This window comes from Micromonospora sp. NBC_00860 (assembly GCF_045207375.1).
Lineage (GTDB): Bacteria > Actinomycetota > Actinomycetes > Mycobacteriales > Micromonosporaceae > Micromonospora > Micromonospora vinacea.
Genome location: NZ_CP108825.1, coordinates 212,159 through 228,007, shown reverse-complemented (window position 1 = coordinate 228,007; position 15,849 = coordinate 212,159). Strand labels below are relative to the sequence as shown.

Annotated in this window: 13 protein-coding genes; 8 read left to right on the top strand and 5 right to left on the bottom strand. The window is 73.9% G+C overall.

Annotation, left to right across the window (positions count from 1 at the left end; genetic code table 11):
* Positions 1–56 precede the first annotated feature (56 nt).
* The gene (locus tag OH804_RS01105; protein WP_406062178.1) at positions 57–554 is read left to right on the top strand and encodes a redoxin domain-containing protein; all 498 of its coding nucleotides are present in this window, start codon (positions 57–59) and stop codon (positions 552–554) included.
* Positions 551–1,099, top strand: a complete 549-nt coding sequence (locus OH804_RS01100) for a DsbA family protein (RefSeq protein ID WP_196919156.1) — start codon at positions 551–553, stop codon at positions 1,097–1,099. The genes OH804_RS01105 and OH804_RS01100 overlap by 4 nt, the downstream gene beginning before the upstream one ends.
* A gap of 11 nt (positions 1,100–1,110) precedes the next feature.
* Here OH804_RS01100 and OH804_RS01095 read toward each other — a convergent pair whose 3' ends face one another.
* On the bottom strand, positions 1,111–3,954 hold the full coding sequence (locus OH804_RS01095; RefSeq protein ID WP_406062176.1) for a LuxR C-terminal-related transcriptional regulator: 2,844 nt from the start codon (positions 3,952–3,954) through the stop codon (positions 1,111–1,113).
* Positions 3,955–4,098: 144 nt separating this feature from the next.
* Between OH804_RS01095 and OH804_RS01090 the strand changes: the two genes are divergently transcribed.
* The 5 genes from OH804_RS01090 to serS all read left to right on the top strand — a co-directional run bounded on the left by OH804_RS01090 (position 4,099) and on the right by serS (position 9,419).
* Complete coding sequence (locus OH804_RS01090; RefSeq protein WP_406062174.1) at positions 4,099–4,539, top strand: hypothetical protein; 441 nt, start codon at positions 4,099–4,101, stop codon at positions 4,537–4,539.
* Positions 4,536–5,684 carry an alcohol dehydrogenase catalytic domain-containing protein gene (locus OH804_RS01085; protein ID WP_406062172.1) on the top strand — a complete coding sequence of 383 codons (1,149 nt, stop codon included), beginning with the start codon at positions 4,536–4,538 and terminating at the stop codon, positions 5,682–5,684. Before OH804_RS01090 ends, OH804_RS01085 begins: the two co-directional genes overlap by 4 nt.
* A 50-nt stretch (positions 5,685–5,734) precedes the next feature.
* On the top strand, positions 5,735–6,931 hold the full coding sequence (locus OH804_RS01080; protein WP_406062170.1) for a saccharopine dehydrogenase family protein: 1,197 nt from the start codon (positions 5,735–5,737) through the stop codon (positions 6,929–6,931).
* Positions 6,932–6,956: 25 nt separating this feature from the next.
* The gene (locus tag OH804_RS01075) at positions 6,957–8,039 is read left to right on the top strand and encodes a MerR family transcriptional regulator (protein ID WP_406062168.1); all 1,083 of its coding nucleotides are present in this window, start codon (positions 6,957–6,959) and stop codon (positions 8,037–8,039) included.
* A gap of 96 nt (positions 8,040–8,135) precedes the next feature.
* Complete coding sequence (serS, locus tag OH804_RS01070; protein WP_406062166.1) at positions 8,136–9,419, top strand: serine--tRNA ligase; 1,284 nt, start codon at positions 8,136–8,138, stop codon at positions 9,417–9,419.
* Positions 9,420–9,432: 13 nt separating this feature from the next.
* On the opposite strand, the gene OH804_RS01065 is transcribed toward serS, so the two are convergent.
* The 4 genes from OH804_RS01065 to OH804_RS01050 are packed head-to-tail and all read right to left on the bottom strand — an operon-like array spanning position 9,433 to position 14,116.
* On the bottom strand, positions 9,433–10,344 hold the full coding sequence (locus OH804_RS01065; protein ID WP_406062164.1) for a cytochrome c biogenesis CcdA family protein: 912 nt from the start codon (positions 10,342–10,344) through the stop codon (positions 9,433–9,435).
* Entirely contained in the window at positions 10,341–10,955 is a 615-nt protein-coding gene (locus tag OH804_RS01060; protein ID WP_406062162.1) for a TlpA family protein disulfide reductase, read from the bottom strand. The genes OH804_RS01065 and OH804_RS01060 overlap by 4 nt, the downstream gene beginning before the upstream one ends.
* A gap of 51 nt (positions 10,956–11,006) precedes the next feature.
* Positions 11,007–12,470: an NADH-quinone oxidoreductase subunit NuoF family protein gene (locus tag OH804_RS01055; protein ID WP_196919164.1), complete on the bottom strand. Its 1,464-nt coding sequence runs from the start codon at positions 12,468–12,470 to the stop codon at positions 11,007–11,009.
* Positions 12,470–14,116, bottom strand: a complete 1,647-nt coding sequence (locus OH804_RS01050; protein WP_406062159.1) for a hypothetical protein — start codon at positions 14,114–14,116, stop codon at positions 12,470–12,472. Before OH804_RS01050 ends, OH804_RS01055 begins: the two co-directional genes overlap by 1 nt.
* Before the next feature lie 273 nt (positions 14,117–14,389).
* Here OH804_RS01050 and OH804_RS01045 point away from each other — a divergent pair, with 273 nt between their 5' ends.
* Positions 14,390–15,835 carry an alpha-amylase family glycosyl hydrolase gene (locus OH804_RS01045; RefSeq protein ID WP_406062157.1) on the top strand — a complete coding sequence of 482 codons (1,446 nt, stop codon included), beginning with the start codon at positions 14,390–14,392 and terminating at the stop codon, positions 15,833–15,835.
* Positions 15,836–15,849: the final 14 nt, after the last annotated feature.

Genomic DNA, 15,849 nt, shown 5'->3' with positions numbered 1-15,849 from the left:
GGAACCACCCGGGGTGGGTGAGGCCGCCTCACCCACCCCGGGAGCAGGCTGGCGGCATGAGTGATCCGAACGGGCTGATCCAACCGGGGCGCACCGCGCCCGGTTTCGCAGTGCCGGCCACCCCGGACGGGGCTCTGCTGGGACCTGAGCAGTTCCGTGGCCGGCCGGTCGTGCTCGCCTTCTACCCCGCCGACTGGAGCCCGGTCTGCGGTGACCAGATGTCGCTCTACCAGTCGGCGGCACCCGTCTTCGCCCAGTACCGGGCGGTGGTGCTCGGCATCTCGGTGGACGGCATCTGGTCGCACCGGGCGTTCGCGGAGAGCCGGGGCATCCAGTTCCCGCTGCTGGCCGACTTCGAGCCCAAGGGCGAGGTGGCCCGCAGCTACGGCGCGTACATGTCGAACGGTGAGGCGGCCCGCGCGCTCGTGGTGCTGGACCCGGCGGGGACGGTGACCTGGAGCTACCTGTCGCCGCCCGACGTCAACCCCGGCGCCGACGGCATCTTCGACGCGCTGGACCGACTCGCCGCCGATCGGAAGGTGATGGCCGGATGAGTACGCCACTGCAGGTCACCGCCCGACTTCGAGACCCGGTGACCACCGAGGACCACATCCGGGGGCCGGCCGACGCGGCGGTGACAGTCGTCGAGTACGGCGACTTCCAGTGCCAGTTCTGCGGTGCGGCGTACCCGAACCTGCACGAGTTGCTACGGCAGCGGGCCGACACCGTACGGCTGGTCTACCGATACTTCCCGATCGCCAACGTGCACCCGTACGCCGAACGCGCCGCCGAGACGGCCGAGGCTGCCGGGGTGCGGGGCCGGTTCTGGGAGATGCACGACTGGCTCTACGAGCACCAGGACCAGTTGGACCCGGTGCACCTCTCGCTCGGTGTCGAGCAGGTCGGGTTGCCGCCGGACGAGTTGAACGCCGAGGTGGAGAACCATGCCCACGCGGACCGGGTGCGCCGCGACTTCGTGGGGGGCATCCGCAGCGGGGTGAACGGCACCCCCACCCTGTTCGTCAACGGCGTTCGGCACGACGGCGGGTACGACCTACCCGACCTGCTGACGGCGGTGGACGCCGCCGCCAACCCCTGACCGTCAGCCACTCAGATCAGCCGCAACTCGCGCGCCCGCCGGACCGCCTCGCGTCGGCGGGTCGCGTCGAGTTTGCGGTAGATGTTGCGGACGTGGGTCTTCACCGTGTTGACCGAGAGGGACAGCTCGCTGGCGATCTCCACGTTGGACAGGATGCTCTGCAGGTAGCGCAGGATGGTCAGCTCCCGCTCGGTGAGCGGCTCGTCGAGCGCGCCCCTCGGCGCGGCGGCCGGCCCGGCGGTGCTCTGCTCCGCGCCCCGCACGAGGTCACTGACCAGCGCGAAGTGCGCTGTGCCCGCGTCCAGGTGGGCGGCCAGCAGGTCCCGCACCTGTGGTTCGGCGCGGGTGAAGACCCGTCGGCAGCCCTGCGGCCCGGCCAGGTCCAGTATCCGTTCCAGGATCCGGCCCGCCCGACGCCCGTCCCCGGCGCGCTCGGCCAGCACCGCGTCCAGCAGCCCCGCGTCCAGGCGTACCGGTAGGGGCCAGGCTGTGGCGGCCGGGGCCTGCCAGTCCGGCAGGGTCCGCCCGGCGGCGGCGGGGTCGCCGGCCATCAGCTGCACCTTCGCCAACGTCACCGCGAGCCCCGGGTGGGCCCCCTCGTCGGCGGCGCCGGCCAGCAGGTCGCGGGCGGAGTCCAGGTCGCCCCGCTCGGCCCGCAGTTCTGCTTCGGCGGCCCGCAACAGACCGGTCAACTCGGCGGACGGGCGGTCCGTCAACGCCTCCCGGGCCCGGACGAGCAGCCGCTGGCCGGCCGCCGGATCGCCGGAGTCACGCCGCAGCTGCGCCCGGCACAGCGCCGCCACCGCTGCCGCCACCGGTTCGTCGGAGGCGGCGGCCAGCCAGTCGTCGTCCACCTCGGGGTCGCCGGCCCAGCCGCCCGCCACGTCGAACGCCGGGAGGGCGAGGCCGAGGTTCGCCGTGGCCTCCTCGGGTTGGTCGCGCAGCAGTGCCACCACGGCGAGTGCCAGGTACGCGTAGCCGCAGTCGAGCCGACAGGACCAGCCGCGGCACTGCGGCATGACGAGCGCGTCCCGGGCCGCCTGCTCGGCCGCCCGCAGCTCACCGCGCACCGCGAGGAGCAGCGCGGCGCGGCTCGCGGCGACCAGTTCGGTACGCGGTCGGTCGGCCTCCCGGGCCGCCGCCCTGGCCCGGACGAACCGGGCGGTGGACAGCACGCCGTCGGCCAGCTCGACCATCCCCAGCGCGGTACCGGTGAACGCCCGCAGGTCCAGGTCGTCGGCCGCACCGCCACCGCCGGCCGTCGGGGCGGAACCGGCCACCCCGGTCGGCACCCGGGTCGGCGTGGCCTCCGGAGGGCGGGTGCGCAGCAGGCGAGCGGCGGCGGCCCGGACCTCAGCGCGGTCGTCGGCGAGCCGTGCCACTGTCAACTCCAGCGCGGTGACCAACCGCAGGAACCGGTCCCGGCGCGGCACCGGCAGGCCCGCGGCGTGCCCGGCGGCGGACCGCAGGTGACCGGTGGCGGCCGGCAGGTCACCGGCGTACGCGCGCTCGGCGGCGCACGCCAACGCCACCTCCGGGTCGGCGCGGATCACCTCCTCCGGCGGTGACGCGGGTGCCGGGGCGTGCCCCGGATCCCGGTCGTAGCGGGTCAGCTCCGGCCAGTGGGCGACGAACAGGTCGCCGGCCAGGTCCCACCGGCCGGCGGCCAGGGCGTGCCGCAGCGCGTCGGCGGGCCGGCCGTCGCCCGCGTACCAGTCGGCGGCCCGGACGTGCAGCTCGCGCAGCTCGTCGGCGGGCAAACGGGCCAGGTCGGCGCGGAGCAGGTCGGCCAGGAGTGACTCGCACCGGTACCAGGGCGGCCGGGTGTCCTCCCGGTGCAGCAGACCACCGGTCCCGGCCAGGTCGGCCAGCGCCTGCCCGGCGTCGGGGCGGCCGGTCAGGGCCTCGGCCAGGTCGGCGCAGACGGTGTCGACGACCGCGGTACGGCGCAGCAGGTCCTCCTCGGCCGGGTCGAGCGTCGCGAGCACCTCCTCGTGCAGGTAGCCGGCGATCTCCGGCTGGTCGCCGCCGAACTGCCCCACCCAGCGCTCCGGGTCGGGCTGTGCGCGTACCGCCAGGGCCGCGATGCGCAGCGCTGCCGGCCAGCCGCCGGTGCGTTCCCGCAGCCGGTGCACGGCGGTCGCCGGCAGCGCGGCGGCGTGGGCGGTGAGCAGGTCGGCCACCTCGTCGTCGGTGAACGCCAGCTCGTCGGGGCCGATCTCGGTCAACTCGCCGGCGAGCCGGAGCCGGTGCAGTGGCAGGTGCAGCCCGGCCCGCGCGCCGATCACCAGACGCAGCCGCCGCCCGGCATGCCGCAGCAGGAACTCCAGGCCGGTCAGCGCCGCCGGGTCGGCGACCCGGTGCAGGTCGTCCAGGACCAGCAGCACCGGCCGGTCGGCGGCGGCGAGCGTGGCGGCCAACGCCTCCAACTGGTCGGGGCGCGGCGGCCGGTCGGGCACCGCGCCGCTCTCCGCCGCCCCGGTCGCCGATCGCAGCGCTGCGGCGAGGTACGCCCAGAGCCGGTCGGAGTCGTCGCCGGCCTCCACCGACATCCACGCCGAGACCGGCTCGTCAGCGGACGAAACCGACAGGTCACCGGAGTCCGGTACGACAGCGCCCGGCTCCACGTCGGGGGGCGCGCCGCCCAACCGCACCCACGAGGCGAGCAGGGTGGTCTTGCCCCAGCCGGCGGGGGCGGCCACCAGGGTGACAGGTCCCGCGCTGCCCTCGTCCAACCGGCGCAGCAGGCGGGGCCGGGCCACCACCGGCTCCGGCGGCACGGCCGGTGTCAGCCGGGACGCCAACAGCGGTGGCCCCGGTGCCGGCTCGACCCGTACGTGATCCTGTTCCGGCACCCAGCCCCACCCCCACCACGCGCTCCGCCCCCGGTCGGCGAGCGGTTACCCGACGCGGGCCGGTTCACCCCTTCCGGGCGAGCGCGCTTCACCCGGCCGCGACCGACGATCGGGGGACGTGAACCGGGAGGACGGGTGGTACCGATGGGACGGCTGGCGCGGGCGGGACCCGCCCTGGGCGGCGCGGCGCTGGCCGGGGCGGCGCGGCTGCTGCGCGTACCCCGTCGGGGTGGCCGGACCGGCGCGGGCGGCGACGCCGCCGCGCCGGCCCGCTGGGAGGTGGTGACCGTCGACCGACCGCCGGAGCAGGTGCTTCCGGACGGCCGCTGGCCGGAGCCGCTGCGCCGCCTGGACGGCGCGGTCGAGGTGCGGGTGCGCCCGGCGCCCGGTGACCGGGGCACCGAGCTGGCCGCCCGGCCGCTGGCCGGCGTCACCCCGCCCACCGGGCTGGCCGCGCACCTGGTCGGCAACGACCCGGGTCTGCTGGTCCGCCGGACCCTGCGCCAGATCAAGCAACGGGTGGAGGCCGGTGAGGTGCTCCGTGCGGACCGCTCGGCGCTGGACCGCCCCGAGGTCCACGGGTGAGGGCGCTGTGCTGGGTGGCCGCGGGCGAGCTGGCGGTACGCGAGGTGCCCGACCCGGAACTGCGCAACGAGCGGGACGTCATCGTCCGGGTGCGCCGCAGCGCCACCTGCGGAGGTGACCTGCCGCTGCTGGCCGGCCGGCACCCGCTGCTGCGGGCCGGCGATGTGTTCGGCGCGGAGTTCCTGGGTGAGGTGGTCGAGGTCGGCCCCGGGGTCCGCCGACACCGCACCGGTGATCGGGTGGTCGTCGGTGCGGGCGTGGCCTGCGGCGGCTGCTGGTACTGCCGCCGGGGCCTGCACTCCTGCTGCGACAACGCCCATGCCGACCTCGCCAGCGCCGAGCCCGACTGGACCCGCTCCGACGCCGGCTGCTTCGGCCGGCCCCGGGCGGCGGGCGGCTTCGCGGGCGGCCACGCCGAGTACGTGCGGGTGCCGTACGCCGACGTGAGCGCGTTCCGGGTGCCGGACGCCGTCGATGACGACCGGGCGGTGTTCGCCGCGGACGCGGCGCCGACCGGGTGGCTGGCCACCGAGTTGGGTGCGGTGCGCCCCGGCGACGTGGTGGCGGTCTGGGGCGCCGGGGCGGTCGGTCAGTTGACCGCCCGGGCGGCGGTGCTGCGCGGCGCCGCCCGGGTCCTGGTCGTGGACCGGCACGAGGAGCGGTTGCGGATGGCCGAGCGGCACTCCGACGCCGAGCCGCTCGACTACCGCCGCACCGACGTCGCGGCCGAGCTGCGCGACCGCAGCGGTGGGCGCGGGCCGGACGTGTGCGTGGTGGCGGTCGGCACCCCGCCGGCCCGGTCGATGGCCGACCGGTTCGGTGGCCAGCACGCCGACCGACCGGACGCGCTGCGGGAGGCGGTGCACGCGTGCCGCAAGAGCGGCGTGGTGGTGGTGCTCGGCGGGACGGGCGGGTTCGTCGACGCGTTCCCGCTGGGTGCGCTGGCCGAGCGGCGGCTCACGCTGCGCGGCGCCGGCCGGCCGGACCTGCGGGACGTGCCGATGCTGCTGGACCGGATGGCTCGCGACGAGCTGCGGACCGAGCACCTGGCCACCCACCAACTGCCGTTGGCGCGGGGCCCCGAGGGGTACGCGCTGTTCCGGGACCGGGCCGACGGCTGCGTACGCGCCGTGTTCACGCCCTGACGCCCTCCTTGTGAGCTGCCATCGGGGACCGCGAATGGCACACTCTGGGCATGGCTGGGGAGCGAACGTACGACGTGGTGTTGTTCGGAGCGACCGGGTTCACCGGCGGCCTGACCGCCGAGTACCTGGCCCGGCACGCGCCGGCCGAGCTGCGCTGGGCGTTGGCCGGGCGCAACCCGCAGCGCCTCGCCGCCGTACGGGACCGGCTCACCGCGATCGACAGCAACCTGGCCGACCTGCCGCTGCTCACCGCCGACGTGACCGACGCCGACTCCCTGCGGGCGGTGGCCGAGAGCGCCCGGGTGGTGGCCAGCACTGTCGGGCCGTACATCCACCACGGGGAACCGCTGGTCGCGGCCTGCGCCCGAGCCGGCACCGACTACCTGGACATCACCGGCGAGCCGGAGTTCGTCGACCTCATGTACGTACGTCACCACGCCGAGGCGACGCGCACGGGCGCGCGGCTGGTGCACGCCTGCGGCTTCGACTCCGTCCCGCACGACCTGGGCGCCTGGTTCACCGTCAAGCAACTGCCCGCCGACGTGCCGATCACTGTCGACGGGTACGTGCGTGCCGGCGGTCGGTTCTCCGCCGGCACCTACCACTCGGCGCTCACCGCGTTCTCCCGTACCGGGCAGGCCAGCAAGGCCGCCCGGGACCGTCGGGCGGTCGAACCGCGTCCCACCGACCGTCGGGTCCGGGCGGTGCCCGGCCGGCTCGCCCGCTCGGCGGAGCTGGGCATCTGGACAGTGCCGCTGCCGACCATCGACCCGCAGGTGGTCCGCCGCTCGGCGGCGGCCCGCCCGGAGTACGGTCCGGACTTCCGCTACCGGCACTTCGCGGCGGTGAAGCGGCTACCCACCGTCCTGGCCGGCGCGGCCGGGCTCGGCGCGCTGATCGGGCTGGTGAAGCTGCCGCCCAGCCGCCGCTGGCTGCTCGGCCGGCTCTCGTCCGGGCAGGGGCCCACCGCCCAACAGCGGGCGTCGTCGTGGTTCCGGGTCCGGTTCGTCGGCACCGGCGGCGGGCAGCGGGTGGTCACCGAGGTCGCCGGCGGTGACCCCGGCTACGACGAGACGGCGAAGATGCTCGCCGAGTCGGCGCTGTGCCTGGCGCTCGACGAGCTGCCGCCGACCGCCGGCCAGCTCACCCCGGTCGCCGCGATGGGCGACGCGCTGCTCGACCGGCTCGTCCGGGCCGGCCTCACCTTCCGGGTGCTCAAGCAGGAGACGCGGGAGCCCTCGGCTTGACCCTCAACCGGGTCGAGGGGGCAGGATGCCCAGCGTGAGCGACCTGCACAGCATCGGCGAGCTGGCCCGGGCCAGCGGCCTGACAGTCAGCGCCCTGCGGTTCTACGACTCGGCGGGGGTGCTGGAGCCGACACTTGTCGACCCGGTGACCGGCTACCGCTGGTATGCCGGGGAGCAGATCGCCCCGGCCCGGCTGGTGGCCGGGCTGCGCCGGATCGGCATGCCGGTGCCGGAGATCGCCGCCGCGGTCCGCGCCGAGCCGGCCGTGGTGCACCAACTGCTCGACGCGCACCTGCGCCGGCTCGCCGACGGGCTCAGCGACGCCCGCCGCGAGGTCGACCGGCTCCGGGCCCTGGTCGATCCGGCCCCGCCGACCGCCACCACGCTCCTGGTCTCCCCCGCCGCCCTGGCCGCCGCGCTCGACGCGGTGCGCTTCGCCGTCGGCGTCGACAGGGAGCTGCCGATGCTCGCCGGCGTGCTGTTCGACGTGGAGCCCGACGGTGTCCGGCTCGTCGCCACCGACCGGTACCGGCTGGCGCTGGCAAGGGCCGGGGCCGACGTCGACGGGCCGCCGGTGCGGGTGTTCGTGCCGGTGGCCCTCGTCGATGAGCTCCGGCCGCTGCTCGACACCGCCGACACCTGGCCGGTGCGGCTGACAGTGGCGGGAGCGGACCTGCGGGTGCGGGCGGCCGACCGCACGGTGACCGGCAACGCCCTGCCGTACGACTTCCCCGACTACCACCGGCTGCTGCGCAAGTCCGTCGGTGAGCGGCCCACCGCGCGCCGGATCCCGGTGGACGTGGCAGCGCTGCGCGCGGCACTGGCCGACCCGGCGGCCCCCACTGTCGCCCGTGACCACGACGGCACGACCCGGGCGGTCACAGTGCTCGGCGTCGACGACCAGGGCGGGCTGCGGCTGCTCCCTGCCGCCGAGCTGGGCTCCGACGCGCTGCGGGTCGGGGTGGACGGTGGTTACCTGCTGGACGCGCTGAACGCGGCCGGCGCGCCGCAACTGGTGTTGGAGCTGGATGGGCCGATCGCCCCGTTGGCCGTACGCCGACCGGACGACGCGGACACCTACTCGGTGCTCATGCCGATCCGGCTGTAGAAATCCCTCGCGCTCCCCGTCCCCGGGTGGAAACGTGCGCGACGGTAACATCTGATGGTTCACCAGTGAACCCCGGACGGAGGCGTACGGAGCAGCATGCTCGACATGGAGTTGATCCGGAAGGATCGCGAGGCGGTGGCGACCGCGCTGGCGAAGCGTCTGGATCCCGCCGAGGTCACCCGAGCGCTGGACGAGATCCAGCGGCTCGACCAGGAACGCCGCGCCCTGATCACGGAGATCGACGCCGAGCGGCAGCGCCGCAAGGCCGAGGCCCGGGCGTACGCGCAGGCGAAGCGGGCCGGCGAGGAGCCGCAGGTCGCCGCGCCGGAGGCGGAGCGTAAGCAGCTCGCCGAACTGGAGTCCCAGCTCGACGAGGTGCAGGCCCGGCTGCGCGACGCGATGAGTGAGCTGCCCAACCTGCCCAGCGACGACGTCGTGGCCGGCGGCAAGGAAGCCAACCGGGTGGTGAAGACCTTCGGTGAGCCGCCGGTGATCGAGAAGGTCCGCGACCACGTGGAGCTGAGCCGCGCGTTGGGCCTTGTCGACTACGAGCGCGGGGTCAAGCTCGGTGGGTCCGGTTTCTGGATGTACACCGGGGTCGGCGCCCGGCTGGAGTGGGCGCTGCTCAACTACTTCGTCGACCAGCACATCAAGGCCGGTTACGAGTTCCTGCTCCCGCCGCACCTGCTGTTGGATTCGGCCGGCTTCGCCGCCGGGCAGTTCCCCAAGTTCTACGACGACGTCTACCACCTGGACTCGGCGTCCGCCCCGCGTGGCCAGTTCCTGCTGCCCACGTCGGAGACGGCGATCCTCGGCGCGTACCAGGACGAGATCCTGGAGACCCCGAAGCTGCCGCTGAAGGCGTTCGCGTACACCCCGTGCTACCGGCGGGAGTCGGCCGGTTCGCACTCGGACGAGCGCGGCACGGTGCGGGGGCACCAGTTCAACAAGGTGGAGATCTTCCAGTTCACCCTGCCGGAGCAGGCCGACGCGGCGCTGGAGGAGATGCTCGCCCACGCCGAGAGCCTGGTCGAGGGGCTGGGTCTGCACTACCAGCGCACGCTGCTCTCGGCCGGTGACGCCAGCGCCTCGATGAAGAAGACCCTCGACATCGAGGTGTGGATGCCGAGCACCGGCAAGTACAAGGAGGTGTCGTCGGTCTCCTGGGCCGGCGACTACCAGGCTCGCCGGGCGGCCATCCGTTACCGCGAGCCGGGCGGCAAGCAGACGCGCTTCGTGCACACCCTCAACGGGTCGGCGCTGGCCACCAGCCGGCTTTTCCCGGCCATCCTGGAGCAGTACCAGCAGGCCGACGGCAGTGTCCTGATCCCCAAGGTCCTCCAGGACCGCCTAGGCACCGACCGCCTGACCCCCCGCTAGCCCGGACCCCTCCTCACCCCGTCGATCTTGCAGTTTCGGTCTCCGTAATGCAGGGTTCCGCGGTTTTTGTCGCGACAGAAACTGCAAGATCGCGGGGGTGGGAGCGGCGCCTGGTGAGGGCTGCCGCCAGCAGGAGGGCCGCCAGGGCGGCCAGCAGCAGTGCCGGGCCGATGCTGTCGAGGGCGTTGGCCAGGGCGTGCTGCACCTGAGATGCCGCTTGGATGACCGGGTCTCCGAGGGCGTCGCGGCGGCCGGCGGCCAGGCGTAGCTCGTACCAGCCGTACCAGGCGACGTAGCCGCCGGCGAGCAGCAGCACCAGGCCACTGAGGCGGGGCACCAGCGCGCCGGCGACGCGCAGCCGGGCCACCAGGCCGTCGCGCAGCAGCGCCACCCCGAGCGCGGCGACCGCGACCACCAGACCCATCCCGAGGGCGTACGCGCCGAACAGCGCCAACCCCTGGCCGGTCGAGCCGGCCTGAAGGCTGGTCACCACGATGGCCAGGAACGGCGCGATGGCGCAGCCGAGCGACGCCAGCGCGTACGCCGCGCCGAACAGCGCCATCGACGGCCAGGACCGGGTCAGCCGGGGCGCCCGGGCGGACCAGCCGGGGGCGGGCAGCCGCCGGCCGGCGAGCAGCCAGCAGCCGGCCAGGACCAGCAGCACGCCGAGCGCCACTGTCAGCCACGGCAGCCGGGGCCGCAGCCAGCCGGCCAGCGGCGCGAGCGCCAGGCCGAACGCGCCGAACACCAGCACGTACCCCACTGTCAGCCCGGCCGCCGCGGTGAGCGCGCGGCCGACCGCGCCGCGGGTGTCCGACTTCCCGGCAACCAACAGCGAGAGGTACGCGGGCAGCAACGCGAAGCCGCACGGGTTGACAGCGCCGAGCATGCCGGCGGTCAGCGCGAGCAGCAGTGTGGCGGTCACGCCCCGGCCAGTGCGGCGACCTTGGCGGTGAGCGCCTCACCGTCCAGGAAGCCCTGGTGGACGATAGTGCCGCTCCGGTCGATGATCACGAAGATGCTCTGCTCGGTCACCTTGAACCGCTTCCAGAGCGCGCCCTTGCCGTCCTCGATCTGCGGCGTCGCGCCGAGGTCGAACTCGGTGACGAACTCCTTCATGGCCTTCCGTTCGCCCAGCCCGGCGACGCCGACGATCGGCACTGTGTCCCGGTACCGGGGTGCGATCTCGGCCACGGTCCAGGCCTGGCTGGCGCAGGTGGCGCACCACGGCGCCCAGAACCACAGCACCACCGGTTTGCCGGCGAGCTGCGCCGCGTCGAACGCGGCCCCGCCGAGGGTGGTCCCGGTGAAGCGCAGCACGTCCGGGACCTGCGCCGCGGGTGGTCCGCTGGTCGCCGCGCCAGCCGGGGTGGGCGGGGCGCCGGTCGGGGCCGGAACGCCGGTCGGGGCGGCGGCGGGCCCACCCGGCGCGGTGCCGGTGCAGGCGGCAGTGCCGAGCAGGGCCACCACGAGCGCCCCGGCGGTGGCGGCCCGGCGCAGTCGCCCGACCCCTGTCCACGCCATGCCGATCCGCATCCGCTTCTCCGTTCCGGTCCGGAAGGGACCCTTGCTGGGCCTGAGGCTTCGCTATTCGGCCTTGGCGAGTCGGAGAGCCAGCTCGGGGCAGACCTTGACCGCCTTCAGCGCGCCCTCCCGCAGCCAGGTCGGCACGGGGGTGGCCGGGAAGGCGGGGTATCCGTTCGCGTCGAGCCGGATGAAGTCCGGTACGACGTGCGCGCACAGGCCGTGTCCGTCGCAACGGGACCAGTCCAGGGTGAGCTTCTGCGGGTTCGCGTCGGGCGCGCCCGGCAGCCCCATCACGCCCTTGACCCGTCGGCCGCAGCCGTCGCCGGTGCTGTGCAGCCGCAGGTCCTCGGCGAAGACCTCGATAGCGGAGAGCGCGAACCGGGCGGTGCCGTCCGGGTGGCTGCACGCGCCCCGGCCCTTCACCTCGCCGGCGGCGGCGCGCACCACGTCCGCCGGTTGGCTGCCGGCGACGGCCAGGTCGACAGCGCGGGCCAGGTCCGGGAGGCCCATCTTGCACGGCCCGCACTGGCCGGCGGACTCACCGGCCAGGTACCGAACCACCTGGGCGGCCTCACCGAGCGGGCAGGTGTCGACACCGAGCGGGACGATGATGCCCGCGCCGAGGGTGCCGCCGACCGCGGCCAGGCCCTTGCGGGAGACCTCGGCCTTCTCCGCCGCCTCGGGGGTGATCCACTTGCCGTGGTAGCCGCCCATCAGGATGCCCTGGACGTCCGGCACCTCGCACAGGTCGAGGACGTCGCGCAGCGGCATGCCGGCGGTGCACTCCACCACCGCCGGTCGGCCCGCCGCGCCGGTCACTGTGAGCAGCACGGTGCCCGGCTCGTCGTCGGTGCCCAGCGCCGCGTACTCGTACGGGCCCAGTCGGGCGCCGATGGCGAGCTGGGCGAACGTCTCGGCGTTGGACAGCAGGGTGGGCAGGCCGCTGACCCCGGAGTCGCTGGAGCGCTTCTTGGTGCCCGGCGGGATGTGCGGCAGCCCGTTGATCCCGTTGACCAGTGCGCCGCCCTCGCCGGAGATGAACCGGTGCGGCACTGTGACGATTGTCGTCTGCACCGGCATCCGGCGCTCTTCGAGGGCGTCCATCAGCGAGTCCCGGCCGACCCCGTCGTCCGCCACGCCGATCACGATCTCGTCGGCGTCCAGCGCGTACGCGGCCAGCGCCGCCCCGTCCAGAATCAGGTGCGGGGCGCGGGTCAGCAGCACCTTGTCCTTCCAGCTGGCCGGCTCCCCCTCGGTGGCATTGACCACCACCACGGCGGCGAGGTCCTGCCGCTCGCAGGACTCCAGCACCGCGCGCAGTTTGCGGGCGAACGGGAAACCCGCACCGCCCTTGCCCTTGAGCTGCATGCCCTCGGCGAGCTGGAGCAGTTGTGCGGGCTCCATCGGGCCGATGGGTCCGTGCACCTCCTCGTGCGCGAGCAGGTCGAGCCGGCCGTACTCGGCGAAGCCGGCGGTGAGCCGGGGTTCGCCCACACAGGCGACCGGTGGCACGGCGGTCCGCATCACTTCGCCTCACCCCGCAGCCCGGCCCAGTACGCCCCGTCCACCGCGTCGGCGCTGGCCTTGCGGCGCTTGGACTTGCCCTCGCCGGCTGCCCGGCGGGCACGGCGGGACGCCAGGTCGACAAGGGTCGGGGTGTCGTCGACGGGTGGTGCCACCTCGTCCGGCATGTACCGGGCCGGCGGGCGCCAGTAGTCCGGCTCCTCGGGCAGGTCGTCCTCGACGCTGTGCCGGCCGCTGCCGCTGCGTGGCGCCGACGAGATGGGGTTGCTGGAGACCGGGCCGGCCGAGATCGGCTCGACGGAGATCGGGCCGGCGGAGATGGGCTCGGCGGCCTGCCACCGGCGCGGGCTGTCCCACGGCTCCTCGGCCTCGTCCACTGTAGACTGCGGCGGCGCCGAGTAACGGCTACCGTCGTCCTCGCTGCGGGACCGGCGACGGGACCGCTCAGCGGTGGCCTCGTCGGCGCGTCGCCGGCCGGTCGGCACGTCCTCGTCGCGGGTGCGGGAGCCGCGCCGCCGGGTCACCGGCTCCAGCTCCTCCTCGTCGCGTCGGAACGTGCCGGTGTCCTCCACGCTGCGGCGAGCCGATCGGCTGGTAGTGGTCTCCTCGGCCCGCCGGCTGCGCGAGGACCGTTCGGTGTCGCGGCGGGCCGCCGGCTCCTCCTCCCGCCGACGCCGGCTGGGCCGGGTCGGCTCGACGAGGGAACCGGGCTCGGGCACCACCGGAACGGTGAACCGTTCCGGGTCACGTCGCGCGGCCGGTGCGGCCCAGGTGGCGGTGGTGGTCTCCGCCCAGGCGGGACGCTTGTCGGCGGCCTTGCTGCGCCGACCCAACCCGGCCAGCAGCGATCGGGCGGTCTTCGCCTCCTCGGCCCGGCCGACCATCACCGCGTTGCGCACCGCTGCCTGGTGCTGCTCGCGGCTGCGCCGACCGATGGTGACCGAGAACCGGACCAGCAGGGCCAGCACCACCAGTAACATGCAGCCGAGGTAGCTGAACATCACCCAGGGCGCTGCGGCCCGACCGGCGTTGAGGCCGTGGAAGACAGCGAACGGCCAGGCCAGGTACGCGGTGGAGTGCAGGGCCCGCCACAGCCACTTCGGACCGACGTCGGCGAAGCGGGCCCGGATGATGCCGGTCCAGATCACGCTGACCATCAGCAGCGCGGCCACAGTGCCGAGCCCGATGTAGAGCCCACGGCCGCCGACGAACGGCACCAGCGCGTCGGTCGCCGCGGCCCGCCCGGTGGCGATCTTGGTGAGGACGTGGAAGCCGAGCCCGGCCACGCCCAGCACGCCGGTGGCCCGGTGCGCCGACTGCATCAGCACCCGGTGCGGGATGCGCAGCACCAGCCGGTCGGTGGCGAGCAGACCGAGCATCACTGTGAGGCTCAACGCCACCAGGGAGATGACCCCGGCGAAGAACTCGGTGAAGAAGAAGCCGTAGGCGTACGCCGTCTGGCCGGCGCCGGTCAGCATGATCGCCGCCCAGAGCGCGGTGAGCAGCGACGCGATCAGCAGGGCGCTCGCCGACCTCGACGGGGTACGCACCCCCCGACTGCTGGCGCTGGTCCGGACCGTCGCCGCCTTCTTGTCCTGCTGTGCCCGGGCCATCTGCTCCTCGATCGTCTCGCGGCGGCGTACCACCGGCCGACCCCTGCTCCCCCATCCAGTACGGACCGGCGGGGCGCGCGGATCACCCGCCGACGAAAATTTCTGGGCCGGAATCGAACCGAGGGGCGCGGCCGTGCGTTGTACCCGCTCCCACCCACCGACCTGGACAGTGACAAGCGTCCATGCATTGACAGTGGCTGCAACACGCTTGTAACCTTTCAGCAAATTTCAGCCAGACTTGCAAGATTCCGGCAACCTGGCTCTCCCCCACCGCACCACCACCCCCCGCTCCCGTCAGGAGTCCCCATGCACCGACGTCGACGCGGCACGGCGCTCCTCGCCCTCAGCCTGATCGCCAGCCTGCTCGTCCCCGCCACCGTGACGGCACCCCCGGCCGTCGCCGCCCCGTCCGGCGGCAAGAAGGTCATCGTCCAGCTCTTCGAGTGGAACTGGCCCTCGGTGGCCAGTGAGTGCCAGAGCACCCTCGGCCCGAAGGGTTACGGCTATGTGCAGGTCTCGCCCCCGCAGGAGCACGTGCGGGGCAACCAGTGGTGGCTGGCGTACCAGCCGGTCAGCTATCGGATCGAGTCCCGCAAGGGCACCCGGGCGCAGTTCCAGTCGATGGTGAACACCTGCCACGCGGCCGGGGTCAAGGTGATCGTCGACGCCGTCATCAACCACATGTCCGGTCAGGACAACGGCGGCACCGGCTGGGCCGGCTCGTCCTACTCGCACTACGACTACCCGGGCATCTACCAGACCCAGGACTTCCACCACTGCGGGCGCAACGGCGGCGACGACATCGCCAACTACAACGACCGGTACGAGGTGCAGAACTGCGAGCTGGTCAACCTCTCGGACCTGAAGACCGAGTCGGACTACGTGCGCACGAAGATCGCCGCGTACCTCAACGACCTGCTCTCGCTCGGCGTCGACGGCTTCCGGCTGGACGCCAGCAAGCACATGCCGGCCGCCGACATCGCGGCCATCAGGGGCAAGCTGTCCCGCTCCGCGTACCTCGTGCAGGAGGTCATCTACGGCGCCGGCGAGCCGGTCCAGCCGACCGAGTACACCGGCAACGGTGACGTGCACGAGTTCCGCTACGGCAAGGACCTGGCCCGGGTGTTCCGCTCCGAGCGGTTGGCGTACCTGCGCAACTTCGGCGAGGGCTGGGGGCACCTACCCACCGGCCCGGCTTCGGTGTTCGTCGACAACCACGACACCCAGCGCGACTCCGGCGGGGTGCTGACCTACCGCGACCGGGGCATCTACGCGCTGGCGAACGCCTTCATGCTGGCCTGGCCGTACGGCTCCCCGACCGTCATGTCCAGCTACACCTTCAGCAACCGGGACGCCGGCCCACCGTCGGACGGTGCCAACAAGACGCTCAACACCACCTGCTACTCCGGCTGGGAGTGCGAACACCGCTGGCCGGTGATCGCCAACATGGTCGGCTTCCGTAACGCCACCGAGAGCGCCGGCGTGGCCAACTGGTACGACAACGGCAACAACCACATCGCGTTCAGCCGCGGCGGCAAGGGCTTCCTCACGGTCAACGACGAGGACGTCGCGGTGAACGGCCGCTCCTACTACACGGGGCTGCCCGCCGGCCGATACTGCGACGTCATCCACGGCACGTACGCGGGCGGCACGTGCAGCGGTCCAGTGATCACGGTGGACGGTAGCGGCTGGTTCGCGGCCAACGTGCCGGCGCACGACGCCGTGGCCATCCACATCGGCGCACGAATCTGATTTCGAGCGGGGCC

Excerpts from the sequence above, each read along its gene's own strand:
- OH804_RS01105 (WP_406062178.1), top strand. The coding sequence starts at position 57 with ATGAGTGATCCGAACGGGCTGATCCAACCGGGGCGCACCGCGCCCGGT.
- OH804_RS01100 (WP_196919156.1), top strand. The coding sequence starts at position 551 with ATGAGTACGCCACTGCAGGTCACCGCCCGACTTCGAGACCCGGTGACC.
- OH804_RS01090 (WP_406062174.1), top strand. The coding sequence starts at position 4,099 with ATGGGACGGCTGGCGCGGGCGGGACCCGCCCTGGGCGGCGCGGCGCTG.
- OH804_RS01080 (WP_406062170.1), top strand. The coding sequence starts at position 5,735 with ATGGCTGGGGAGCGAACGTACGACGTGGTGTTGTTCGGAGCGACCGGG.
- OH804_RS01075 (WP_406062168.1), top strand. The coding sequence starts at position 6,957 with ATGCCCAGCGTGAGCGACCTGCACAGCATCGGCGAGCTGGCCCGGGCC.
- serS (WP_406062166.1), top strand. The coding sequence starts at position 8,136 with ATGCTCGACATGGAGTTGATCCGGAAGGATCGCGAGGCGGTGGCGACC.
- OH804_RS01060 (WP_406062162.1), bottom strand. The coding sequence starts at position 10,955 with ATGCGGATCGGCATGGCGTGGACAGGGGTCGGGCGACTGCGCCGGGCC.
- OH804_RS01055 (WP_196919164.1), bottom strand. The coding sequence starts at position 12,470 with ATGCGGACCGCCGTGCCACCGGTCGCCTGTGTGGGCGAACCCCGGCTC.
- OH804_RS01045 (WP_406062157.1), top strand. The coding sequence starts at position 14,390 with ATGCACCGACGTCGACGCGGCACGGCGCTCCTCGCCCTCAGCCTGATC.